This window comes from Methanosphaerula palustris E1-9c (genome assembly GCF_000021965.1).
GTDB lineage: Archaea > Halobacteriota > Methanomicrobia > Methanomicrobiales > Methanospirillaceae > Methanosphaerula > Methanosphaerula palustris.
This window is the reverse complement of record NC_011832.1, coordinates 1,713,613-1,739,097: the sequence shown is the minus strand read 5'-3', so window position 1 is coordinate 1,739,097 and position 25,485 is coordinate 1,713,613. Positions and strand designations below refer to the sequence as shown.

Below are 25,485 nucleotides of genomic sequence, written 5' to 3'. Positions count from 1 at the left end.
CCTAATGATGGATTGAACCCTATTTTTATCTCAGATAGACAGAAGGTTCAAGTCGTCCAAGTGGAGATGCTTGGATGATCGAGTTGGGAGATCTATAGGTACCCGAACTGACCAAAAATATTGGATATCTTCCCCTAAATTTCAGTAGTTCTCGCACCAGACCTCAAAATATTTCTGGGGGTGATCACAGACTGGGCATTTTTCGGGAGCATCTCCTGCATTCAGAACATAACCACAATTCCTGCATTTCCAACTGGTTGGGACATCTTTTTTAAAGACGGCATGTTGTTCAATATTTGTAAACAGTTTTCTGTAACGCCGCTCATGGGACGACTCCACTGTTGCGATTTTTCTGAAGGTTGCTGCAGCTTCAATGAAGCCCTCCTGCTCTGCAACATCACCAAAGTTGGGATAGAGGGTAGTCCATTCCATCTTCTCACCATCCGCTGCTGCCAAGAGATTTTCCGCTGTCGACCTGAGCACGCCTGCTGGATATCCGGCGGTGATCTCCGCAGTTCCTCCTTCAAGCAGCTTGAAGAATATCTTTGCATGTTCTTTTTCGTTCTCCGCAGTTTCGAGGAATATTGCTGCGATCTGTTCGTAACCTTCTTTGGCTGCGATGCTCGAAAAAAAGGTATATCTCATTCTAGCCTGGGATTCACCTGCAAATGCTGCAAGTAAATTTTTTTCTGTCTGTGAACCTTTCATTTAATTTCTCCTGTTATTTGGATAAAATCTGTCAGATCCTTACTTGATTCATTATTATTGTTAAGTTTTGTCAGATCATTTGTTTATCAGCGATGTGCCCGTGCTGAGTTGTGGCGTTGACAGAGAGCAGACTGTTTGATCTGACGCAAATTATTAATCTCACGACCAGTATCTAATCACTGGTGAGGAAACGAATGCAATTCAAGGATATCGTATTGGAGCGCTATGCAACCAAAAAATTTGACGGTAAGAAGATCCCAGATGAGAAGATCGACGACTTGGTGGAATTGATTCGGTTCGCCCCTTCAGCACTAAATCTTCAACCCTGGAGGATCAGGATCATCACTGATCAGAACATCAAGGAACTGTTGAAACCGGCGGCTTTCAACCAGGAACAGATCACTACCTGTTCTCACCTGCTTGTTTTCTGCGCGGATCCGGATTATTCGGGTCTGATAAAAAAACTTGAGAAACTGCTGAAAGACAACAACATCCCGGAGGAGGTACAGACGATGATCGTAGGGATGGCGTCTCAGTCTGCTGGTGCGATGACCAGGGAGCAACAACTGGCCTGGTCACAGGCACAGACCTATCTTGCCCTGGGGAATGCAGTAAACGGTGCTAAATCACTTGGTTTTGATTCATGTCCAATGGGGGGTTTTAATCCTGCTGAATTTTCACGGATTCTGAACATTCCGGCACCACTGGTTCCGGTCATGCTCTGTCCGGTTGGATATGCAGCTGACAAGGCGATGCCAAAGGTAAGATTTTCAAAAGAAGAGATCCTGTTCTGAATAGGGAGCGACACACGAAATTTCATTTTTTCTTGTGGAAACAGAGGAGAATCCGCTTTCTGATCCATGGGTATCAATGGTGGTGACCGTTATAGTCTTTTCAACGGTGCTCTGTCGACAGAATGGTACAACAACACAATAGGTTGGCAGCGGAGGAGGGTTTCAGTTAAAAATTTAGGAAGACACATTAGGTATATTTATACGACAAAATGTATAATATACTATACATAGGTACACCATGAGGAAGAATGGATTCTATCTTTTACTTGGGATTATCGCCATAGCCCTGGTCGGCATCTTCTGGTACTCGGTGGAGCACAATACGGCTCTGCTCATGGAGTTATCATTCATTGTGGCAGTGGCCATTGTCTATTATGTGAAGGTGAAGTGTACTGATTTCACTGAGGATGAAAGAGATATAAAAATTGCAGAGCAGGCAATGGGGCGGACAATGCAGGTGTTCTGGGTTGTTTTCGGTGCAGTTTCGATCGGTGGGATTATGGATTTATTTCATGTTCCATCGTTTGCTCCGCATTCCGTTCCCCCACCTGCCTTGATTCCATTTTCACCCAGGATGCTTGGATATCTCCAACTCTGGCTTCTCGTTCTGATGATCTTTCTGTATGTCGGGTTCAGGTTATACTATGCCCGGAAATATGGGGGTTGGGAGACTGATGAAGAATAAGATCAAGGTTTTTCGGGCGATGAACGATCTCACGCAGGAAAACCTTGGGGTGGCTATTGGGGTCAATCGTCAGACTATTCTTGCTATTGAAAAGGGAAAATATGTTCCATCTCTCGATCTTGCCTTTAAAATTGCACGATATTTTGGGGTGAATATAGAAGATATGTTCATTTATGAGGAGGAGAACTCAATAAATTTGGCTCATTAATTCTCTTTACTCTGACATCTCTTATCAACTTATGGCCTTTCATGATTCAGACGATCGTCTCTTTTCCTTATAAGGATGTTCTCTGTCGACTGGCATCCCCAATCTGTGATGATATCATCTCTGATTGGGTACGTGCCATATGTGCTGTAATTTCAACAAACCCTATATCTGCGAAAGATCATCTCTCCTCCATTGTCAAATACTTCCTGCCAATCACCCATTCTTTGTTGATGTCCATGAGGATCGCTCCTGCAAGCTTGAGGAGTGAATCATCGTTGGGGAACGCACCCACAATTCTGTTTCTCCTTTTAAATTCCTTGTTGATCCTTTCCATAACCAGTAGTTCGCTAATTTTGTAAAGCGTTCAAATATGCAGTTGATCATTAATTTATCGATAAAATAGGAAGATCTTTATACTTTGCAGGCTACCCCCTATGGTCCTACAAACCGGGAGCAGACCCTGCACTGATGTTTCTTACGTTCGTCCGAAAGAAAGTTGTGATCTGGCTGTAGCCGCTCTAAGCGGTCATGTGAATATTCCGATTCATGGATCCCTGACCCAAAGAACTATCTATCGTACACTCGTTGGGACGGCCGTGGAGCGACAGTCAATCCATTCGATCAGTTCGCTTCTGGAGAAGAGTCCGTGTGAAACCTCACTTCGGTATCATCTTTCCAAACTCCGGATGGATTATCTCTAATCTGCGAATGCCACGATTCTGACTCATGTAATCTCATCGGTCCTGATACCAGGAAAGGCATACACGTTCGCCATTGATTACACCAATGACCCGTATTATGGGATGGTTTCATCAGAAAAAGAGGGATATGTCATTCGAAGTCGGCTCAAGAAATCAACGAACAAGTTCTATTTCTACGTTACGATCTATGCGATCACCCAGGACCGCCAGATAACCCTGGCGGTCTACCCTGTGACACAGGGTACATCCAAGGTCGCATATATCGCCCGCTGTCTGGATGCAATCACAACAGCGGGTCTGAGGATCCAGGCACTCTGTCTGGATCGGGAATTCTACGCACGAAAGGTAATCGACTTCCTGACAACCGTTCAGATCCCATTCATCGTCCCGGTCAGAAAACACAGTCGAGCAATGAAAAAACTCCTGAACGGAACAAAATCACGGTTTGGAGATTATATTATGCGTGGAAAACCCTCGCTTCATCTGAAGATTACAATAAACGTGAAGTATGCTAAAGGAAAACGAGGGAAACATGGGGTCGAGAACCTTGGATATGTGGTACATGGTATATCCTGGGATCCCCAGCGGATTCATAAGACCTACCGATCCAGGTTTGCGATCGAGTCGTCGTACCGGATGCGTAACCTGGTCAAACTCAGGACATCAACCCGAAATCCGGTGATCCGATATCTCTTTGCTATTATCTCGTTTCTGCTTAAAAATCTCTGGATGGCGGTGCTTTGGACACGATTCTCACCCGTGAAACAAGGTCCAAGAACTATTGAGATAGGCGCGTTCAGATTTGATCAGTTCAAGTTATTTGTCTGGGAGGCCGTACGAGTAATTTTAAAGGTCGTGATAAAAATTCCTGCCCTCAGAAACCCAGTATAACTGAAGGAGACTTGGAACGCTGATGAATGAAAAAGACACGGAGCAAAATTAGCTAAGTACTGATAACATTCATTGTTTGAATCCTTTTGTGGTGGTGCTGTTTGGGGAATGCCGTGTAGTTCAGGAGTCCTGGAAGGAATTACTCGATGATATTGGCAGCTCTCCGGTATCCTTGTAAATTCAGTGAATCGGCAACTTCCTCAAGTTTCAGTTCGGATCCATATACTTCCCTGAGTTGTTCAGCAACCTCCCGCTGATCTTTTTTCGGGATATTCCTCAAAACAGTTCTGGTTGTATGCACCTCACACATTTGCCATGATGCTCCTAGAAATGCCGTAGAAATTGCCGTCTGGATTCCCTGATGACCATCAGAGATGACCAGTTGTACGCCTTTCAATCCTCGTTCTTTCATCTCATCGAAGAGCCCTGACCAGAAGGATGTATTCTCAAACCCCGCAATTTGGGCTCCCAGAATCTCTCGATATCCATCCTCCCGAACTCCGGCTGTCGCCAGAAGTGCCTTGGAGACATATCTGGGCCCATCTCAAACCTAAAATACGATGCATCGACGTAAAGGTAAGGAATCGGTTGTTCAATCAGCCGATTGAGAAAAGCCTTCACCTGATCGTCGAGATCGTGTGAGATTCGTGAAACCGAGGATGGAGAGAGTTGTTCCATACCAGATGCGCGACGATCTCCTGAACTTTCCTGGTTGAAACCCAGCGAAAATCATAGATATTCTCGACTATCGTCCCTGTAAATACGATTCGGCGATAGAGTTCACCAGTGCCTTCTCGACCCGGGCGTATCACCCGAAGATCTGAGTCTCGAAGGGTTTCTCCCGAAACTGAGGTTTTGTGAGAGTAACATCCCCATACCTAGTCGTAAGGGATCGGGATCGAGAACCGTTTCGATGGCAGTTTCTTGTTTGAGGTTCGTTCATAGGGATTGGCACCCACTTGTTGATGGGCTTCGATCTGCATCACCTAGTTCAAAAACAGACACAATGCCAAAGGCCACAAGCATTCTAGATGAAAATTTCAGGGGGAACCGGCGAGTTCCCGATTTTCATATTAAACCAGGTGATGAGACTGCGCATCCTTTCGTCTTTGTCGGAAAGATAATCTTCAATAAACGATAATGGTATCTTGGCACTGTTTCACCTTTCTCTAATTCTAGGTTGGATACAGGGCCTTTTTACTTTTACATCACTTTTGGCATGCTACCACTGATTGTTGGATGACCTGAATTTTTGGGATCGAATTACTACGAAATATCAGAATGAGTGATAGTATCTCCTTAATTCTTTTCACGGGTATGGGCAGAGAGGAGAGTGTTATGATCACGCTGATAACCAAATTGGATGGCAGTGATGATTATTATGTTCAGGGGGTGGGAACTCCGATGCCCAATTTGCTGAACTTTCCTATACAATTCATCAGATTGTTAAGCATAAAACATTGGTTAAAACTGAGTTATGTGGAGAGTGAGAATTATCGCATTCTCTGCATGAGAAACTCGTGATAGATATCATTGATCCACATCTTGTGGAATCTCTCCTTATGATCTGTTCCAAAATCCTATTTGGGTTTATTAGTTCAATAATTGATATTGGTTTACCTGTTTTCTTTAGGAGAATCTAGAATTCATGGATCTAATTGATTGGTAGTTTTTTATCTGGATCTCATCCTAAAACTCTCCAAAGTATTAGTACACAGGCGATGATGACCGGCTCTCGAAATGATTCTTCGAGTCGTTTATATCTGGGTGAGATCTTTCTGAATGCCTTTATCCAGTTAAAGAACCGTTCAACCGCTCCTCGGTAGCGATAAATTTCTGGATCAAATCGATACGCTCTCCCTCCTTTTGATCGCCTGCGATTTCTCCGATTGACTGGAATCATCGTCTTAATTCCGCGTCTACGATTGGTTGGTCTGATGGCTATGGAATCGTACGCTGCATCTGCGAGGATCTCCTTTGGTCATGTGATCGGCTTCCAATCAACCTTTGAATTCTGAACGCTATCAACGTCGGATGAGATATGTCATCACATAATGTACGTTCGCTGGAACGATGATGCATGCAAGCGGTCTGCAGTGTCGTTCGACCAGAACACTCATTTTGCTGCCTTGAATTCGATGATGTCCATCAAACCCTAACAATCCCCTTTTTTTCCGGGGATCGTGGTTGTATCGATCGAACAACAGGAGAGATCGAGCTGTGAGAGATCGTAACCGTGGTGCTGAATCAAAGCAAAGATCTGGTCATATCATTCTATTTTATTAGCGTTAAAAATCCAAAAGGCATACTGGAAGGTCAATCACATGGTCGTAGAGAGTTCTCATAGATATGACATATCTCAAGAAATGTAGGTGATAAAAATCAATTCACCTTTAGGAATCATTGAGTGTGAATCAGGATATCATCGCGCGTAAGAAATACCTCAAGATAGATGATGCTGGCCAATTCCTGCAATTCCGGTTCAGATCCTTGGAATTCAGAATAACTTATATAAGTATCAACATGCAACATAAGTATCTCGCGTTGCGAAGTCGACACGAGTGATTGTGAAGGACGTCTTCAGACTCCGATTCGACGAATCGGGATTTGAAGTAAAGTATATATGTCCGAGCGTTCAACATAAGTATCTCGCGTTGTAATGGAATGCGAGTGATTGTGAAGAGCGCATGTATCGTTTGCTTCAATGAATCGATTGATACTAAGGTATATATGCCTCAGCGTTCAACATAAGTATCTCGCGTTGTAACAAACAACGACCGCGAGCAACCGTCTGCATGAGAGTGCAGATAGTTTACGGTAATACCATAGAATATTACCCTCTGTGATGGAGAATCGAGTTCCCCGGCGTGTTTCGGGATCGGTTCTGACATTGATACTGGCAATGTGGAATTTTGTTTAGTAACTGCCAATTCCATAAAATTTCAGATAGTATAGTGTGTATTTCAACTTAATTCTGGTTGATCCTGCCAGAGGCCACTGCTATCGGAGTTCGATTAAGCCATGCGAGTCGAGAGGTGCAAGACCTCGGCATACTGCTCAGTAACACGTGGATAACCTACCCTAAGGTGGGGGATAACCCCGGGAAACTGGGGATAATACCCCATAGTCTATGGAGACTGGAATGTCCTATAGATAAAAGATTCATCGCCTTAGGATGGGTCTGCGGCCGATTAGGTAGTTGTTGGGGTAACGGCCCAACAAGCCATTGATCGGTACGGGTTGTGGGAGCAAGAGCCCGGAGATGGATTCTGAGACACGAATCCAGGCCCTACGGGGCGCAGCAGGCGCGAAAACTTTACAATGCGGGAAACCGTGATAAGGGAACTCCGAGTGCCCGTAAACGCGGGCTGTCCATCTGCTTAAAAAACAGGTGAAGAAAGGGCCGGGCAAGACCGGTGCCAGCCGCCGCGGTAATACCGGCGGCTCGAGTGGTGGCCACTATTACTGGGCTTAAAGCGTCCGTAGCTTGGTTGTTAAGTCTCTTGGGAAATCTGTCGGCTTAACCGACAGGCGTTTAAGGGATACTGGCAATCTAGGGACCGGGAGAGGTGAGAGGTACTCCAGGGGTAGGAGTGAAATCCTGTAATCCTTGGGGGACCACCTGTGGCGTAGGCGTCTCACCAGAACGGCTCCGACAGTGAGGGACGAAAGCTGGGGGAGCAAACCGGATTAGATACCCGGGTAGTCCCAGCCGTAAACGATGCGCGTTAGGTGTATCGGTGACCACGAGTCACCGAGGTGCCGAAGGGAAACCGTGAAACGTGCCGCCTGGGAAGTACGGTCGCAAGGCTGAAACTTAAAGGAATTGGCGGGGGAGCACCACAACAGGTGGAGCCTGCGGTTTAATCGGACTCAACGCCGGAAACCTCACCGGATAAGACAGCGGGATGATAGCCAGGCTGAAGACTTTGCTTGACTAGCTGAGAGGAGGTGCATGGCCGTCGTCAGTTCGTACTGTGAAGCATCCTGTTAAGTCAGGCAACGAGCGAGACCCACGCCAACAGTTGCTAGCATGTCCTTCGGGATGATGAGGACACTGTTGGGACCGCCTCTGCTAAAGAGGAGGAAGGAATGGGCAACGGTAGGTCAGCATGCCCCGAATTATCCGGGCTACACGCGGGCTACAATGGGCAGGACAATGGGTATCGACACCGAAAGGTGAAGGCAATCTCTTAAACCTGTCCGTAGTTCGGATTGCGGGTTGCAACTCGCCCGCATGAAGCTGGAATCTGTAGTAATCGCGTCTCAAAATGGCGCGGTGAATATGTCCCTGCTCCTTGCACACACCGCCCGTCAAACCACTCGAGTGGGGTCTTGATGAGGCTGCGGTTTTCGCCGTAGTCGAATCTAGGTTCCGCAAGAGGGGTTAAGTCGTAACAAGGTAGCCGTAGGGGAATCTGCGGCTGGATCACCTCCTAATGAATTTGGGATGGCAGTTGCTGAACAGAACACAAAATAGCCAGTGTCAATTAAAGCAGAGGGCTCATAGCTCAGTTGGAAGAGCGCCACCCTTGTGGGGTGGAGGCCATAGGTTCAAATCCTATTGAGTCCACTTTCGATGCACCTGGAGATGTGAATCATCAGGGAAGGGCTGAAGGTTAATGACCTGACGATGCCGTGTAATGGTTTAGCACTCTGGACGTTAAATGGGTTCAACATCAAAGAGTACTAGAATTAAGCCTATCAGTGGATGGCTCGGTTCGAGAGCCGATGAAGGGCGTGCCAAGCTGCGATAAGCTTCGGGGAGGCGCACGGAGCCAACGATCCGAAGATACCCTAATGGGACATCCTGACACTTTTGTGTCGATCCGTAAGGATTGGAAACGCCCCGAATTGAAACATCTTAGTAGGGGCAGGAGAAGAAATCAATCGAGATGTCGTTAGTAGAGGCGATCGAACACGACAGAGTTCAAACTGAATCCCGCAAGGGAGATGTGGTGTTGTAAGCTCACTGTTATGCTTGTGTCTGTTAAGTGAAAGTCGTCTGGAACGTCGTACCATAGAGGGTGATAGTCCCGTACACGTAAACCGGCACAAACTAAGTGAAGTCTTGAGTACCGTGGGTCGGAATTCTCGCGGGAATCTGGGAGTCACTAACTTCCAAAACTAAATACTCCTCGAAACCGATAGCGTATTAGTAGCGTGAGCGAAGGCTGAAAAGTAACCCCAGAAAGGTGGTTAAAAGTGCCTGAAATTGATAGGTGATAGCGGGTTATAGCGTTAAAGGATCTTCCATGCGAAGGAACCCGTCGCGAGGCGGTAGTACGGGTATGGTTGCCAATGTTATAACGTACGTTTTGAAGAACGGGCCAGAGAGTTTATTCTGTTGGCGAAGGTTAACCCGAAAGGGGAGCCGAAGGGAAACCAACAAGTCTGTAGCCTTCGGGTGTGAGACGGCGTATTAAAAGTGCGCGGAGTCAGCAGGATAAGACCCGAAGCCTAGTGATCTATGCGTGGGCAGGTTGAAGCGTGACGAAAGTTGCGTGGAGGACCGAATGGGGTTTTGATATGCAAATCATTCCCGTGACCTGTGTATAGGAGTGAAAGATTAATCGAACTAGGCATCCGCTGGTTCCTCTCGAAACATGTCGCAGCATGACCTGGCTGGAGATCGATAGTGAGGTAGAGCACTGATTGGGGGAGCTGGGCGGGAAACTGCTCACCCCCCTGTCAAACTCCAAACTCCCTATCATCGTAGAAGGCTGGAAGTCCGGGCTACGGGGTAAGCTTGTAGTCCGTAAGGGAGACAACCCAGACCGAGGTTAATGTCCCTCAATGTAGGTTAAGTGTCAACACTGAAAGCGGTCCTAGGCCAAAGACAACTGGGAGGTGAGCTCAGAAGCAGCTACCCTTTAAAAAGTGCGTAACAGCTTACCAGTCAAGGTTTAGGGCACTGAAAATGGACGGGGCTAAAACCTACTACAGAGACCTCGGGGCACCGCAAGGTGATCCAGTAGAGAGGCGTTCTGCATGGGTGGAAGTTGGGGCGTAAGTTCCAATGGACCGTGTAGAAATGAGAATTCTGGCAATAGTAGAAGCATAGTTGGGTGAGAATCCCAACCGCCGCAGGGGCTAGGTTTCCTTGGCAATGTTCGTCAGCCAAGGGTTAGTCGGTCCTAAGACGTACCGTAATTCGAGTACGCCAACAGGGAAACAGGTTAATATTCCTGTACCATCTAGTTTTAAGCGCAAGCCCTGACGCTTTGGGATATGCTGGGCGGAGTTATCGCTCCGTCTAAGCGTCGAATTCTGTGGAGTACCGTAATGGTGAGAAGCAGAGGAATACGTGATGGGGAAACCCAGCAAATTCCTGGAGCCCGTGAAAAGGGAATTAGATGTCCGTACCGAGAACCGACACAGGTGCCCCTCGCTGAAGAGGCGAAGGCGTGTCGGATTTAATTGTGTTAAGGGAACTCGGCAAATTGGCCCCGTAACTTCGGAATAAGGGGTGCCTGCCTGGAGATCAGGCAGGTCGCAGTGACCAGGGAGCTCTAACTGTCTAATAACAACATAGCAGACTGCAACTCCGTAAGGACTAGTATAGTCTGTGATTCCTGCCCAGTGCAAGTATCTGAACACCCGGTTCAACGGGACGAAGGACTTGTAAACGGCGGGGGTAACTATGACCCTCTTAAGGTAGCGTAGTACCTTGTCGCTTAATTGGCGACTTGCATGAATGGATTAATGAGAGCTCTACTGTCCCTAACACAAATCCGTTGAACTTTTTGTCCTAGTGCAGAGACTAGGGACTCCTAATGGGAAGTGAAGACCCCGTGGAGCTTTACTGCAGCCTGTCGTTGAGTTACGGTGTTACTTGCGCAGTGTAGATGGGAGGTGTTATATCCGTTCTTTTCGGAGGACGGGGAGCCAACAATGAGACACCATCCTTGTTACTCTGTAACTCTCACTCCTTTGTGAGGACATCGATAGGTAGGCAGTTTGGGTGGGGCGCCACACCCTCGAAAAAATATCAAGGGTGCCCTAAGGTCAACTCATGTGAGTCAGAAACTCACAGGAGAGTGTCAAGAGCATAAGTTGGCCTGACGCGATCATGAAAAGCAAATGATCGCGAGAGGAAACTCGGGTCTAACGAACCAATATGTCCTTTTGGTGAGGGCTATTGACTACAGAAAAGCTACCCCGGGGATAACAGAGTCGTCGCCGGCAAGAGCACATATCGACCCGGCGGCTTGCTACCTCGATGTCGGTTCTTTCCATCCTGGCTGTGCAGCAGCAGCCAAGGGTGAGGTTGTTCGCCTATTAAAGGGGATCGTGAGCTGGGTTTAGACCGTCGTGAGACAGGTCGGTTACTATCTATTAGGAGTGTCAGGAGTCTGAAGGCAAGAATGAAATAGTACGAGAGGAACTTTCACTCGTCGCCACTGGTTGATCGGTTGTCTGACAAGGCAATGCCGAGCGGCTACGCGATAAGGGATAAAAGCTGAAAGCATCTAAGCTTGAAACCCAGCCTAAAAAGAGACTCCGTTGAGGACATGGATAAAAGATCCGTTTGATAGACTTGGGATGTAAGCACGAAGGTTACGACGTGTTCAGTCCGCAAGCACTAACGTCCAAACTCTAGTACTTGCAAACTTGAGTTGAACCCAGACGAAATCTGGAGTGCTAAATTATACGAAACCATTATGTTTATTGCTTATCTAAGCGATAACTGTATTGGTTTTCTTTACACGGCTGCCAAGGTGGCGGAGCGGCCACGCGGCTGATTGCAGATCAGCTACACTCCGGTTCAATTCCGGACCTTGGCTTCGGGTAATAGCGGCCATAGCAGCTGGGACACACCTGGACCCATTCCGAACCCAGAAGTTAAGCCAGTTCACGTACTATATTGTACTGAGGTACGCGAGTCCTCGGGAACTATAATACGCTGCTATTACCCTTCTTATGCATCGATAAAAAGTATGCTGTTTTTCGTAATTGTGATTCGTGAAGAGTTACAACGTTTCTGTTCATTCCACTATTCGTCTGATTCTCGAATGGATATTCTTACTGATCATCATCATCATCATCATCATCATCATCATCTTCGATACTGGCGGCCATAGCAATCGGGATACACCTGGACCCATGCCGAACCCAGTAGTTAAGCCGGTTTACGTCGTATGCTGTACTGAGGTACGCGAGTCCTCGGGAACCATACAACGCTGCCAGTATCGTTTCATACCAAATTGCTATTTTATCGAGTTTTTCGGGAAAGAGGATTGGCATATGAGCCAGTCCCTGCCATTGTGATATCCACTCATTTGTAGAATAGGTTTTTTTAGAGGGGATATTTTATTATAAAAATGGTAATTTCAGGAGTGATAACTATCGGTATTGTTTTATCCCTCCATGGTAAGAGATGATCACGGCCAATGACCGGATCAGCCAGTTTCTGTCTTCTTCCGATAATCCTCTATCGCCTTGTGCAGTGCATCTGCTGCGAGGTTGGAGCAGTGCATTTTCCGCGGCGGCAGCCCATCGAGTTCATCAGCCACATCCTGCCGGCTGATCTTCTCTGCCTCATCGAGGGTCTTCCCCTTGGCCAGTTCGGTCACCATGCTCGCGGTTGCGATAGCCGATCCGCATCCAAATGTTTTGAACTTGATGTCCGTGATCACATCCTTCTCCACCTTGATGGATACCTCCATCAGGTCCCCGCAGACGGGGTTGCCCACCTGACCGACCCCGTCCGGATCGGCCACAGCCCCCACATTTCGCGGGTGCATGAAATGGTCCATCACTTTCTCGGTATATCCGATCTGTGGTACGTCTTCCATTTTCTCCTCCTTACATCGCGGTGATCTCCCGGAGGCGGTCGACCGTCTTCTTCACTGCGTCCACCACATACGGGATGTCCTCCCCCAGCGTCGACCTCCCGAGGGTCATGATCATCGATCCGTGCGCCTCTTCATGCTTGAGGCCGATGGCCAGCAGTACATGCGACGGCTCTAGCGTCCGCGAACTGCAGGCCGAGCCGGTCGCGACCTGGATGTTGTAGGCCGTGTCGAGGTTCAGCAGAATACTCTCCCCTTCGATCCGGCTGAACCGGAAACTGAGGTGACCCGGCAATCGCTCGGTCGGGTGGCCGGTCAGGTACGAGTCCGGAATGGTGAGGATCTCCTGGCGGTATAGACTCGCGATCTGCTGCAGCCGTTCTCGTTCCGCTGCCATCTCCTCTCCTGCGATGACGGCCGCCTCCCCCATCCCGGCGATGGCGAAGAGGTTTTCGGTCCCCGACCTGATCCCATTCTCCTGCCCCCCGCCGGGAAGGATCGTCTGCACCTTCACCCCTCTCCGGATGTAGAGGGCTGCTGCCCCTCGTGGACCAGCGAGATCATTGGAGGAGAGAGTCAGCAGGTCGACCCCGTCCTTCTGGACATCGATCGAGATCTTGCCGGCCGCCGCTGTCGCATTTACGTGCAGGTACTGCCCCCGCTCATGCACGATCTCGCTGATCTCACGAATCGGTTCGATCGTGCCGATCTCATCATTGGCATAGTTGATGGAGGTCACCACGGTCTCCTTCGTCACCCGGTCTGCCAGTGTTTCAAGATCGACGATCCCGCTGGCGTCGACCGGTACCGTCTCATAGTGGTACCCGCTCTTCTGGAGTTCCTTCATCGGGTTTAGGACAGAAATATGTTCGATGACGCTCGAAACCACCTTCTGCCCGGCCTGCCTGTTCCGCAGCGCGGTTCCCCGGATGGCCAGGTTGTTGGACTCGGTGGCGCTGCCGGTGAAGATGATGGTGGCCGGGCTCTCCGCATTGATGAGGGAGGCGACCTTTCCCCGTGCACTCTCCAGCGCTCTCCTGGCGTCAAGGCCCTTCACATAGAGTGTGGACGGGTTGCCGTAATCCTCAGAGAGAAATGGTACAGCGAACGCGACCACCCGCGGGTCGACGGGAGATGCGGACGCATGGTCGAGATATATCTGCTTCATGGCCTCTCCCTCTTCAGAAGGTGAGGACAGCATCTGCATCCAGTGCGAGATCGTTCAGTGTCGCCGCCCCACCGATCGTGGCCTGCTCGATGAATTCGCCCCTGGGTATCCCCAACAACTGGGTACTCTGCTCACAGACATAAAAGTGCACGCCAGCCGCTGCTGCCTGTTCGATCACTTGGTCCAGACGTGGAAACGACCCGATCTGGATCTTCGCCGCCTCTCCTTTCTTCATGACCAGAATCCCCTTGATCATAAAGAATATGCTCGCTTCGACTTCCATCGACCGTGCCGTGCTCCCTAGAATAAAAGGCGAATAGAGTCGTTCCGGCGTTTCAGGTCCGCTGGTCTGCACATACAGAATTTTAGATGTCATTTCCCCCTCCTGATGTAAAAGGTCATCACCCCTCCGATCTTTTCGAATTTGACCACTTCATGTCCGGTTCTCTTCGCCCAGCGGAGAATATCCTCCTCCGCTGCCGGATCATCGGCCTCCATCTTCAGCACCTGGCCGACCCCAATCTTATCGATCTCCTCTTTGGTCATCGAAATCGGCATCGGGCAGAAGAAGCCAACACAATCCAGTTCAGCATCCGCCAGAATCTCATTTGACATAACCGTTCCCTCCCTAACAGGACAGATTGATCATTTTCTCCCAATTGGATGGGTCTAATTCCCCTACTATCCCGGGATAGGTAAAAATATATCGGATTGGTAGGGGTGCACGGTTCAGAACTCACACTAACTCACACTTGATGGGGGGAGTCCCTTTAGTACGACCTAAATAAATATATATTTAGGGTGACCTAAATAACTGGTACGATGGCACAGGAACAGATCGAGGAATACCTCGAAACTATCTATGACCTTGAGAACAGGGACGGGTCAGCGAAGACGACGGCGATCGCTCACTGTCTGAATGTAGCGCCGGCAAGTGTGACCGAGGCACTGAAGAATCTTTCAGAGCGAGGGCTTGTCAGGTACGAACCCTACCGGGGAGCAACCCTGACCGGGGATGGAAGAACGATTGCAACGACCATCAAACGTCGCCACCGGCTCCTCGAGGTGTTCCTGACTGATATTCTCCATATCAACCGGGAGAAGGTCCATGACGAGGCCTGCAGGATGGAACACACTATCTCTGGGGAGACCGAAGACGCCCTCTGCCGGCTACTTGAAGCCCCTGCTCGGTGCCCCCATGGAAGCCCGATCAGTCCCTGCAACAGGGAGGTAGGGAATTGTACCGAATGCACAGCTGCGACTGAATGGGCGACGCAGGTTTCCCCCCGAAACAGAAATGTCATCCCAATCACAGATCTGGGCACTGACCAGCAGGGTCGGATCGCCTTCATCCGTGGGGATCAGAAAGTCGTCCAGCGTCTCTCCGATCTAGGGCTCACCCTTGGAACCAGCGTAGCTGTAACTCGGAGAACTCCAAGGGAAGGACCTGTCGAGGTCTTTGTCCGGAGGACCAAACTGGCTATCGATCATACCATTGCTGAGAAGATTTTTGTTGATGCACCGGGGGCAGAAAAGGAATGAGCGGCTGTGGAGGCTGCAAGGGTTGTTCACCTAAAGGTATCACCAGCGTAAAGGATGCAGCATATACAGTAGCCCTCGCCGGGAATGCAAATGTTGGGAAGAGTGCAACCTTCAATCAACTGACCGGCGTCGACCAGATCATCGGGAACTGGCCAGGTAAGACCGTCGAGCGAGCAGAGGGGCTTTTGGTGCATAAGGGGCACCGGATCCGGGTGATCGATCTACCGGGCATCTACTCGTTCTCCACCTACTCGATGGAAGAACTTGTTTCGCGGGAGTTCATCGCCCTCGAACACCCTGATGCGGTCGTCAATGTGATCGATGCCTCGGCTCTAGAACGGAACCTCTTCTTTACGATTCAGTTGATGGAACTGGCACCGCCCCTTATGATCGCGGTCAATCAGATCGATCTTGCAGAGAAGAAAGGACTGACCATCGATGTGGAGAAACTCTCATCAATACTCGGCGTTCCCGTGGTGCCGACTGTGGCTATAAGAGGGAAAGGGATCTCACCGCTCACCGATGCGATCCTCGATCTGGTGCACGATCGGCCGGTCCCCCCGGTCCTCTTTTATGGAAGGGAGATCGAGGAGCGAATAGCCCGGATCGTCTCCCTGTTACATCCGGTCTCGACTCCGTATCCAACCAGGTGGACTGCGATTAAACTGCTCGAACGCGACCCGGACATGGTCCGGATCGTCAGTGTTCAGGATCCTTCCATTGTTCAGGAAGCAGACCGGCTGGCAGGAGAGATCGAAGCGATCCATGGAGAGCCTGTTTCAGTGGTGATCACCGCCGAGCGGTACCAGATTGCAGATCGGATCGCAGCGGAAGTGATCACGGTGCAGATGCCGCAGGACGGCCCTCAAAAGAAGAGCCTGACTGATAAAATCGATCAGATTGCTCTCCACCCGATCCTCGGGTATTTCGGGGTCGTCGGGGTGATCGGCGGTCTCCTGGTCTGGACATTCCTGATCGGAGCACCGGTCTCAGCGTTCATCACTTCGTTCCTCACCCAGTTCGAACAGTACGAGCCGGTGATCACCGGCCCGTTTACCGACATCCTCTGGAATGGCGTCTTCACAGGGTTTCTGGCAGGAGTGACCCTGATCATTCCTTACGTCCTCCCGTTCTACCTGATCCTCGCAGTGATCGAGGATTCCGGGTACCTGACCCGCATCTCGGTGATGCTTGACCGGGGAATGCACAAAATCGGACTGCACGGCAAGGCCATCATCCCGCTGATCCTCGGCTACGGGTGCAATGTCCCTGCCATCTACTCCTGCCGGATCATGGAGTCCCCGAAACAGAAACTGCTTGCGGCGTTTCTCGTGACCCTCGTCCCGTGCACAGCCCGGACAGTCGTGATCCTCGGGTTGGTGGCTGCGTTCGTAAACATCTGGTGGGCACTCGCCCTCTATGCGTTCGATATCCTCCTGATCCTCGTGGTCGGAAGGGTGGCCTTCAAGGCGGTGCCCGGTGAGTCGGTCGGGCTGATCATGGAGATGCCGGACTACCATGTCCCGTCGCTTCGGGTGGTGCTGAAGCAGACCTGGGCCAGGACCAAGTCGCTGATCTGGGTTGTCTTTCCGGCCTACATCATCGGCAGTGCCGTGCTCCAGGGGTTCTATGCAGCCGGCCTCCTCGACCCGGTGAACGCCCTGCTCGCCCCGATCACCACCCTCTGGCTCGGGCTGCCGGCGGTCGTCGGGATCACGCTCATCTTCGGGATCGTCAGAAAGGAACTGACGATCCTGACACTCGCCGTGATCTTTGGAACGACGAACTTTGCCACCATCATGTCCCCGGTGCAGCTGATCGTGCTGGCCCTCGTCTCGATGCTCTACATTCCCTGTATCTCCGCCATCTTCGCACTGGCCTCGGAGTTCGGGTGGAGACGGGCCCTCGCCATAACCGGAACCGAAATCGTGCTGGCCATTGTGCTCGGCGGGCTCGCGTATCGGGCGCTCGGACTGTTTATGTGAGGGGTGGTGCTCCAGCCCCCGCCTCCCTCACAAGACCTATCAGGTCTGACCGCGAAACCAGACAGACTGGTAACTATGTATACCAATCCACGCTGGTCTATGAAGGGGAGCAGATGAGAACCCCTGTCCTGGCCCCGTACGAAGAACTGGTGTCCATCACCGGCGATCAGGGTCTGCCTCTCTCCCGTGTCGAGGAGATGCGCCGGAAGTACGGGGTCAACACGATCACCCCTCCTCCCCGGGAGCCGCTCTGGAGACAGTACCTCCGAAAGTATGACGACCCCATCATCAAGATCCTTCTCTTCGCTGTCGCCCTCTCCGCCCTCGTCTCCATCATCAGAGGAGAGGGACTGCTGGACACCATCGGGATCGTCATCGCGGTCCTCCTCTCGACCCTGATCGCATTTCTCAATGAGTACCGGAGCAGTAAAGAGTTCGAGCTGCTCAATGCACACCGCGACGACCTGGCGATCAAGGCAGTCCGAGACGGCCACCCTGTATCAGTACCTTCCCGCGAGATCGTGGTCGGGGACCTGGTCCTGCTTGAGGCCGGCGACGGGATACCGGCCGATGGCTGGGTGGTCTCAACCGACGATCTCACCTCCGACGAATCGGCCTTCACCGGTGAGACCGAACCGGTCGCGAAAGGGGTGCAGGATCGCCTGTTGAAAGGGGCGCTGGTCACCGCTGGCAAGGGTAGGATGATCGCAGGGGCGGTCGGGGACTCGGCAGAGATGGGCGTGATCGCCGCTTCGCTGGGGATCGATCATGCGACCCTGACACCGCTCGAACAGAAGCTGGAAGCGCTCGCCCGCATCATCAGCTCTTTCGGGTACGGAATGGCCGTTTTGATCTTCTGCACCCTGCTCGTCCGCGGTATCATCCTCGGTGAGATCACCGGGCTGACCATAACCACAGTTGATGTCATCCTCCATGACGTGATGCTCGCCGTCGTGATCGTCGTCGCCGCAGTCCCCGAAGGACTGCCGATGAGCGTCGCCCTCTCCCTTTCGCTGGCGATGCGGAAGATGGCGAAGGCGAACTGCCTGGTTCGCCGGCTGATCGCCTGTGAGACGATCGGTTCCGCTACGACCATCTGCACTGACAAGACCGGTACGCTGACCATGAACCAGATGGTGGTGATCGAAGCATCGATCAACAGGCCGGTTCACGCCGGACGATTCCCGGAGACGCGGGCCGAATGGATCACGCTCAATGCCGCGGTGAATGGGACGGCATATCTCGAGGAGCGGGACGACCGGGTGATCGTCATCGGGAACTCCACCGAGGGGGCGCTTCTCCGGTGGCTTCGGGAGCATGCGCTCGATTATCTCCAGATCCGGAGAGAGACCGATATCATCAGGCAACACCTCTTCGACGGGAGACGGAAACGGATGTCCACCGTCATCTCCCAGGACGGCCGGTCCTGGCTTCTGGTGAAGGGTGCACCGGAGGTGCTGGCATCGCTCTGCACAGAGAGCCCGGACCTTGACGAGGTGCATGCCCTCGCATCCCGGGCGATGAGGACGCTTGCGTTTGCCCACAGGGAGATCATCGACGATGACGAGGCCGAGACCGGGTTGATCTGGGATGGGTACGTCGGGATACGCGACCATCTCAGGGATAAGATCGCAGAATCGGTCGCCACCTGCCAGCGGGCCGGCATCCGGGTCCGGATGGTCACCGGGGATAATGCCGAGACGGCTCGGGCCATCGCAGCGGAGGCGGGGATTCTGCAGGGTGGGACGGTCATGACCGGTGAAGCGTTCCGTTCTCTCCCGCCCGACGAGCAGGTCGGGGCTGCAGATGAACTGGACGTGATGGCCAGGGCGGAACCCCTCGACAAACTGCTGCTCGTTTCTGCCCTCCAGAAGACCGGGGCCGTCGTCGCTGTCACCGGTGACGGCACCAACGACGCTCCGGCGCTCAAGCATGCCGATGTGGGGCTGGCCATGGGGATCGCCGGCACCGAGGTGGCGCGGGAGGCGAGCGACATCATTCTCCTCGACGATTCGTTCGCCACGATAACCAGCGCTGTCTGGTGGGGTCGGTCGCTCTACGAGAACATCCAGCGTTTTGTCCTCTTCCAGCTGACCCTCAACTTCAGTGCCTGTATCCTGATCTTCACCGCCCCGCTCCTCGGGTTACCGGAACCCTTCACCATCATCCAGGTGCTCTGGATCAACCTGATCATGGATACGCTCGCAGCCTTCGCCCTCTGTTCCGAGGCCCCCCATCCAGAACTGATGAACAACCAGCCGATCTCACATGACGCCCCAATCGTCACACCGTTCATGTGGCTCTCGATCGCTGTCACCGGCCTCTTCCTGATCGTCGGCGGTCTGCTTCAACTGGCCACTGGTTTTCTGGGCGGCTCGACGCCGACGGAGATCGGCACGGTCTTCTTCGCCGCGTTCATCTTCGTTGCGGTCTGGAACGGGATCAACTGCAGGGCCCTCGACGGAAAGATGCCCCCCTTCTTCCGGGGCAACCCGACCTTCTTTGCGGTGACCATCTTCATCGTCGCCGTCCAGGTGCTGATCGTCCAGTACGGCGGTGTATTCTTTGAGACCGTCCCCCTCTCCCTGGAACTGTGGGTGCGGACTGGCGTGGCGTCGGCCTCGGTGCTGGTGGTCGGAGCTCTGCTCCGCTTTGGGTACCAAGTCCATAACGTTTATCTTTCCCCGAAATGACGATTATCCATGCTGACCCCTGAGCAGAAACGGGCGATCGCGTTTCGCGACGGAAACCTGCAGGTGATCGCCTGTGCCGGCTCGGGTAAGACCGAGACGATCACCCGGCGCATCGCGGGTCTCGTCGCCGGGGGCGTGGATCCACGATCTATCGTTGCCTTCACCTTCACTGACCGGGCTGCAGCGGAGATGGCCGATCGCCTCCGTCTCCACCTGCAGACACTGGTCCCGGGGGAACCTGACCTGGCCGGCCTCTCTGTCGGCACCATCCATGCTTACTGCGATCAGCGACTGAAAGAGGTTCTGCCGAGGTACCGATCCTTCGACCTGCTCGACGATGATATGCGGCCGCTCTTCTGTTCCCGTTACTACCATGACTTCGGTTTCGAGGACCTCCTCGTCCATTACCAGGACCGGCGCCGCGAGCCGTCGCGGTATGAAATCATCCATGACTTCTGCAGGAATGCCGATCTGGTCAGGGACGAGCGAATCGATCCGGCCGGTCTTGGTTTGCCCTTCTGCGAGTGTTACCGCGCCTACCTCGACCACCTTCAAGCAGACCATTACATCGACTTCACCGGGATGATTGCCCATTATGTCGAGGCGCTCGAAGAGGACCCCGCCCTGCTCGCCCGTGAGAGGGGACGGGTCCGGTACCTGATCGTCGACGAGTACCAGGACATCAACACTCTTCAGGAGGAACTGATACGCCTGATGGTCGGCAGCACCGGGAACCTCTCCGTCGTCGGCGATGACGACCAGTGTATCTACCACTGGCGGGGCTCGAACTATGAGAATATCATCTCGTTCGGCACCCGGTACCCCGACGTCACGACCGTCCGTATCCAGCAGAACTTCCGGTCGACCCCGGGGATCATCAGTGCCGCATCCCGGGTGATCGATCGAAATGAACTCAGGCTGCCCAAGATGATGGAGCCCTGGCCCGAGGGGTTGGGGCAGACCGAGGAGGGCGACATCGCCACCTGCTTCTTCGACGATGAAGAAGAGGAAGTGGCAGGGATCGTCGGGCAGATCCAGGCACTCCTGGGTCGGGAGTATATCAATAATCAGGGCGAAGAGCGAACACTCTCCTATCGTGACATGGCGGTGTTGATGCGTTCTGTCCGGGTGTATGCCCGTTCTCTCATCTCCGCTCTGGAGAGGGCCGGGATCCCCTTCGTCGTCAGGGGAGGTCGGCTCTTTGAACGGCCTGAGGTCGTGATCGTGATGCAGGCCCTCGCCTTCCTCGGTGAATACCCCTATCCCCTCAGAAGCCCGGTTCCAGTGCACCTCCCCCTCCTCGAGGAGGCATACCTGGCGCTTGGTTATGGGGAGGCGGCCGACTGTGCATTGTTCCTGAAATTGATGACGGACCTGAAGCGGGAGATCGATCGAAGCGAGTCATTCAGTCTGCAGACGCTCTTCCACCGGGTGGTGCAGGCCATGGGGGGTGATCGGACCCCTTTCCCTGAGGTCTGGTATTACAACCTCGGCAATCTCTCGCAACTGGTCTCTGCATTCGAGCACCAGTATCCTCTGATAACTACGATGGAGATCCACCGTTTCCTGGAGTACATTCAGGAGCATGCGATGAAACAGGCTGAGGAGGGCGGGGCAGGGGAGGAACTCCTCCCGGATGCGGTGACCGTCACCACACTCCACAAGGCCAAGGGCCTCCAGTTCCCGGTCGTCTTCATCCCCCGACTGAACACCGGCGAGTTCCCCTCGGACCGGCCGGACCGGGCGGTCTGGTTTGTGCCGTCGCCCCTCTTCGACCGAGATCGGTATACCACCAGCCTTGAAGACGAGCGACGGCTCTTCTATGTTGGCATCACCCGGAGCGAGAAGTACCTCTTCCTCTCCGGCCATCGGCAAAGATCCGGGGACCTTCCTCCTGCAGAACCGTCGACCTTCTTCTCTGAATACCCCCGTGACCATGTCGTCGATCGCTTTCCTTGCCCAGCCAAGGGCGGGGAGACCAGCCATACTGCTACTCCAATATCGGATCGATCGCCGGCCCGGATTGAGACGAGCTGGTCGGCCCTTCGGTATTATGCCCACTGTCCGTTCGACTACAAACTCCGGCACCTCTACGGGTTCGATCCGATGCCCAGGGAGGAACTGGGTTTCGGGCGGGCCGTCCACTCGGTGCTTGCAGCCGTGCATACACAGATAGTCAGAGGAACGTTCGATCCCGCAGAGATCCCGGATCTGGTCGATGAGCACCTGCTCCTCCGCTTCGCCCCGGCGGGGACGACCGAGCGGGTGCAGGGGATCGTCGCCAGGCAGACCCTTCGCTACGTGGAACAGAACAGCCATGACTTCGCCCGGATCGCCGGTATCGAGCTGCCGTTCTCGTTCGCTGTTGGGAATGGCGTGGTGAACGGGGCGATGGACCTCATGCTCGGCGATGGTGACGGCGGGGTTGAACTCCGAGACTTCAAACTGACTGAGGAGGGGGAGGCCTCGTTTCGTCCCGATGTCGAGCGGCAGCTCCAGGTCTATGCTCTGGCTGCCCGGTCGCTTGGTCACGAGGTACACAAGGCGACGATCTATCACTTCGATACCGGTTCGATCACTGAGGTGGCGGTGGGGCCGGCAGCACTCGCCGAGGCGCAAACTGCCGTGGAGAGGATGATTGTCGGGATCCAGAACCAGGAGTTCCCCCGACGGCCGGCAGCAGATCGGTGCGCGAACTGCGATTGGCACTGCCTCTGCGACGAGACTGAAGCGTGTGCTGCAGAACTTCACACGGTGAAGACGGATGATTGTTAGGGAGGATGATGGGACAGAATCGGGTTTGCAGTCTCATGGTGGGCGTCGATGTTGGAGGAACTCTTGTCAGGTGTCATTTTCGTCTGGAGGATCAAAGATCTCCCCTACGATTTTGAAGTTCATATTTCATGCCTCAATCTGGTCACAGCAATCCATTTTCCATGCCCGAACTCGTCGAACGGTTTTTGCCATCGCTGACCGGGAGAATGATGAATGGCATTCCTGCATTTGCACGATAAATTATGACCTGTTAAAAGATCGATACTTTAGATCTGTGGTATCTTAAACTCTCCAAAGTAAACATCAGATCACAAAACGAGTGTGGTGCCTTTCCACTTTGTTATGCGAATCCTATGTATTACTTCTAGAAAGGGGACTATTGAGAGTTTGGGATGAGTTCTGTGGTTGCTATATCAGAGTTCTTTATAAGAAGATCGTAGGGTCTGAGGGTGTGACCATCCTTGAGTTTCCACCAATTTTATATATAATAATCCGACAGGTTCATGTATGGTAGACACGAGTGGACTCATATGGCCGATTCAACGGAGGGATGATTTCTTTCGCATTGTCGCATATATAATTCTCGCAACTGCACTCATATTCGTCATCGACGTCATCACACCACTGGGCGTGATGATCTGGATCCTTTATCTCATCCCCCTGTTCCTGACCGTGTACCTCAGCTGGAAGTATGCTCCACTTGTGATGACTGGCGTGTTTATTCTCATCATGGCTGTAAGTCTCTTCATGTCGCCGCGTGATATCTCGATAGAATACGCGCTCATCGACCGGGTCTTCTTCGCGCTGATCTTAATTGTAACATCAATTTTCATCGAAAATTATGTATCGAATGTCGAATGTCTCGCTATGAACGAAGAGCGATACCGGCATCTCATCGAATGGCTGCCAGAAGGAATTATTGTATACCAGCAGGGGAGAATTGCATATATAAATCCTGCCGGCATCCGGTTGCTCGGGTCTGATCGTAAGGATGATCTGATTGGCCGTGACATTATCGATATGATCGATCCTGGGTTTCGGAAGCTGTTCCTGGAGCGGGTTGCCCAAGCTGCACTCGGTGCACGGATGGACATTGACACAGTTCAACTTATCAGGCAGGACGGGAGTGAAATGTCTATCGGGATGTTTCTTGGAACCATATTCTGGGACAACGGGTCCGCGGTACAGATTGTAATGAGAAATGCCTGAAACCGCCTGAAGGAAGTGGTATAGATGACCTGTGATTGCTTATCTCTACAATTCGGTCGGTTACTGTTAACCTGCCGGCCAGGTCTGTCAGGATGACCTTCTCCTCCGACTGTCAGCCAGCCCGGCGTTTCGGCTGTGGGAGATCCCGCATGATTCCCTCTCCAGATAGAGATGATCGCGACCTTACGTCTGATCGCGCAGCAAGGGTGAACGATTCTGCGAGCTCTGGAATTTTCCAGAGGACGGGTGGGTCGAGGGAATGAGGAGGTGGAGACCTTCCTCTCGAAGAGGTTCATATGATATTCGATTGATATTAAAATCGCATTAACTTTTTTTGGTTAGCAAGAATGTTCCCGGGCTCTCAAACTCAAGAGATTGAGTATAACGCTTCAACCTCGATGCATCATACGCATTTCACAACATAAAAATACGATGTTAGTGCATCTTTTCCACATGAAGTTCTGGTATGGAGCGCTCACCCTGGTGATCCTGGTGGCAGTGCTCGCTTCAGCAGGGTGTACCGGCACAACGCCGGCGACCAACAACAGTACAGCAGTGAAGACCAACGCCACGACCGTGGTGGCCAATGTCACCAGCACGACCGATGTGACCAACGTGACCAACACCACTGGGACAGGCAACGTCACCTACATCGTTGGTGTGGATGCGGACAACAAACCGTACACCTTCTCCGACAATGGGACGATCGTCGGATTTGATGTGGACTCGATCCAGTGGATCGCCCAGCAGCAGGGATTCAATGTGAAGATCCAGCCGATGGCATGGGACGGAATCATTCCGGCACTGCTCCAGAAGAAGATCGACATGGTCTACTCGGGCATGACCAAGACCCCTGAGCGGGCTGCACAGGTGAACTTCTCCAAGACCTACCTGATCGTGAACCAGTCAGTCGTCGGACGGAACGACTCCACCCTGACCATGGATGACTTCAAGAAGGGCAAGGTCATCGTCGGAACCCAGCGGAGCAGCTCGGCCAACTCCTGGATCGATGATAACCTGGTAAAGAACAACACACTCTCATCAGACAACCTGAAGCTCTACGACAGCGTCTCGCTGGCCCTGGCCGACCTCGCCAACAAACGCGTCGATGTCGTAATGTTCGATCAGCCAGTGATGAACACCCTGATCAAGGACATGCCGCTGAAGCAGATCGGCACCGTTGACACTCACGAAGAGTACGGGGTTGCAATCCGCAAGGAAGACACAGAACTCCAGAACAAGATCAATACCGGTCTTGACCAGTTGATGAACTCGCCAAAGTGGCAGGAACTGTTGAAAAAGTACAACATGGACTGAACAGTCCTCCCAAT

General features: G+C 52.3%; 16 protein-coding genes, 2 tRNA genes, 4 rRNA genes and 2 pseudogenes. 16 read left to right on the top strand and 8 right to left on the bottom strand.

What is annotated here, in order from left to right:
* Positions 1-141 precede the first annotated feature (141 nt).
* Entirely contained in the window at positions 142-708 is a 567-nt protein-coding gene (rbr, locus tag MPAL_RS08345; RefSeq protein ID WP_012618309.1) for a rubrerythrin, read from the bottom strand.
* A gap of 194 nt (positions 709-902) precedes the next feature.
* Here rbr and MPAL_RS08340 point away from each other — a divergent pair, with 194 nt between their 5' ends.
* From MPAL_RS08340 to MPAL_RS08330, 3 genes are all read left to right on the top strand, one after another.
* The gene (locus tag MPAL_RS08340; RefSeq protein ID WP_012618308.1) at positions 903-1,502 is read left to right on the top strand and encodes a nitroreductase family protein; all 600 of its coding nucleotides are present in this window, start codon (positions 903-905) and stop codon (positions 1,500-1,502) included.
* Between the two features lie 238 nt (positions 1,503-1,740).
* A complete protein-coding gene (locus MPAL_RS08335; protein ID WP_012618307.1) occupies positions 1,741-2,187 on the top strand; it encodes a DUF2178 domain-containing protein in 447 nt (148 codons plus the stop codon).
* Complete coding sequence (locus MPAL_RS08330) at positions 2,177-2,395, top strand: helix-turn-helix transcriptional regulator (RefSeq protein WP_012618306.1); 219 nt, start codon at positions 2,177-2,179, stop codon at positions 2,393-2,395. The genes MPAL_RS08335 and MPAL_RS08330 overlap by 11 nt, the downstream gene beginning before the upstream one ends.
* A gap of 178 nt (positions 2,396-2,573) precedes the next feature.
* Here the strand turns inward: MPAL_RS08330 and MPAL_RS15170 are convergent.
* Positions 2,574-2,729, bottom strand: a pseudogene (locus tag MPAL_RS15170) (transposase); the annotation flags it as partial.
* A gap of 469 nt (positions 2,730-3,198) precedes the next feature.
* Between MPAL_RS15170 and MPAL_RS08325 the strand changes: the two are divergent.
* Positions 3,199-3,987 carry a hypothetical protein gene (locus tag MPAL_RS08325; protein WP_052292232.1) on the top strand — a complete coding sequence of 263 codons (789 nt, stop codon included), beginning with the start codon at positions 3,199-3,201 and terminating at the stop codon, positions 3,985-3,987.
* A 61-nt stretch (positions 3,988-4,048) separates the two neighbouring features.
* Here MPAL_RS08325 and MPAL_RS17680 read toward each other — a convergent pair.
* Together MPAL_RS17680 and MPAL_RS17565 are read right to left on the bottom strand one after the other, a co-directional pair.
* Positions 4,049-4,973, bottom strand: a pseudogene (locus MPAL_RS17680) (IS256 family transposase); the annotation flags it as partial.
* Positions 4,974-5,671: 698 nt separating this feature from the next.
* On the bottom strand, positions 5,672-5,959 hold the full coding sequence (locus MPAL_RS17565) for a transposase (RefSeq protein ID WP_083767025.1): 288 nt from the start codon (positions 5,957-5,959) through the stop codon (positions 5,672-5,674).
* Positions 5,960-6,958: 999 nt separating this feature from the next.
* Between MPAL_RS17565 and MPAL_RS08305 the strand changes: the two genes are divergently transcribed.
* The 6 genes from MPAL_RS08305 (at position 6,959) to rrf (MPAL_RS08280) (ending at position 12,179) form a co-directional block, all read left to right on the top strand.
* Positions 6,959-8,425: ribosomal RNA gene (locus MPAL_RS08305) — 16S ribosomal RNA — on the top strand.
* A 62-nt stretch (positions 8,426-8,487) separates the two neighbouring features.
* A tRNA-Thr gene (locus tag MPAL_RS08300) sits at positions 8,488-8,560 on the top strand.
* 111 nt (positions 8,561-8,671) lie between these two features.
* Positions 8,672-11,595: ribosomal RNA gene (locus tag MPAL_RS08295) — 23S ribosomal RNA — on the top strand.
* 107 nt (positions 11,596-11,702) lie between these two features.
* Positions 11,703-11,774, top strand: a tRNA-Cys gene (locus tag MPAL_RS08290).
* Positions 11,775-11,780: 6 nt separating this feature from the next.
* Positions 11,781-11,902, top strand: a 5S ribosomal RNA gene (rrf, locus tag MPAL_RS08285).
* 155 nt (positions 11,903-12,057) lie between these two features.
* Positions 12,058-12,179 (top strand): 5S ribosomal RNA (gene rrf, locus MPAL_RS08280).
* Together the 16S, 23S and 5S rRNA genes with 2 tRNA genes alongside form the textbook arrangement of a ribosomal RNA operon.
* 210 nt (positions 12,180-12,389) lie before the next feature.
* Here rrf (MPAL_RS08280) and nifU read toward each other — a convergent pair.
* The 4 genes from nifU to MPAL_RS08260 are packed head-to-tail and all read right to left on the bottom strand — an operon-like array spanning position 12,390 to position 14,565.
* Complete coding sequence (gene nifU / locus MPAL_RS08275) at positions 12,390-12,785, bottom strand: Fe-S cluster assembly scaffold protein NifU (RefSeq protein WP_012618304.1); 396 nt, start codon at positions 12,783-12,785, stop codon at positions 12,390-12,392.
* Between the two features lie 10 nt (positions 12,786-12,795).
* Positions 12,796-13,950 (bottom strand): cysteine desulfurase family protein, encoded by a 1,155-nt coding sequence (locus MPAL_RS08270; RefSeq protein WP_012618303.1) that lies wholly within the window; start codon positions 13,948-13,950, stop codon positions 12,796-12,798.
* A 13-nt stretch (positions 13,951-13,963) separates the two neighbouring features.
* Positions 13,964-14,326, bottom strand: coding sequence for a DsrE family protein (locus tag MPAL_RS08265; protein WP_012618302.1), 363 nt, complete (start codon positions 14,324-14,326; stop codon positions 13,964-13,966).
* Positions 14,323-14,565, bottom strand: a complete 243-nt coding sequence (locus MPAL_RS08260) for a sulfurtransferase TusA family protein (RefSeq protein WP_012618301.1) — start codon at positions 14,563-14,565, stop codon at positions 14,323-14,325. The genes MPAL_RS08265 and MPAL_RS08260 overlap by 4 nt, the downstream gene beginning before the upstream one ends.
* A 207-nt stretch (positions 14,566-14,772) precedes the next feature.
* Between MPAL_RS08260 and MPAL_RS08255 the strand changes: the two genes are divergently transcribed.
* The 6 genes from MPAL_RS08255 (at position 14,773) to MPAL_RS08230 (ending at position 25,471) form a co-directional block, all read left to right on the top strand.
* A complete protein-coding gene (locus MPAL_RS08255) occupies positions 14,773-15,492 on the top strand; it encodes a metal-dependent transcriptional regulator (protein WP_012618300.1) in 720 nt (239 codons plus the stop codon).
* Entirely contained in the window at positions 15,489-17,477 is a 1,989-nt protein-coding gene (gene feoB / locus MPAL_RS08250; RefSeq protein WP_012618299.1) for a ferrous iron transport protein B, read from the top strand. Before MPAL_RS08255 ends, feoB begins: the two co-directional genes overlap by 4 nt.
* Positions 17,478-17,590: 113 nt before the next feature.
* Positions 17,591-20,170, top strand: a complete 2,580-nt coding sequence (locus tag MPAL_RS08245) for a calcium-translocating P-type ATPase, PMCA-type (RefSeq protein ID WP_012618298.1) — start codon at positions 17,591-17,593, stop codon at positions 20,168-20,170.
* A gap of 9 nt (positions 20,171-20,179) precedes the next feature.
* Positions 20,180-22,945: an ATP-dependent DNA helicase gene (locus tag MPAL_RS08240; RefSeq protein ID WP_012618297.1), complete on the top strand. Its 2,766-nt coding sequence runs from the start codon at positions 20,180-20,182 to the stop codon at positions 22,943-22,945.
* Between the two features lie 507 nt (positions 22,946-23,452).
* Positions 23,453-24,154 (top strand): PAS domain-containing protein, encoded by a 702-nt coding sequence (locus MPAL_RS08235; protein WP_012618296.1) that lies wholly within the window; start codon positions 23,453-23,455, stop codon positions 24,152-24,154.
* 453 nt (positions 24,155-24,607) lie between these two features.
* On the top strand, positions 24,608-25,471 hold the full coding sequence (locus tag MPAL_RS08230) for an ABC transporter substrate-binding protein (protein ID WP_148208196.1): 864 nt from the start codon (positions 24,608-24,610) through the stop codon (positions 25,469-25,471).
* The last annotated feature ends 14 nt before the right edge of the window (positions 25,472-25,485 follow it).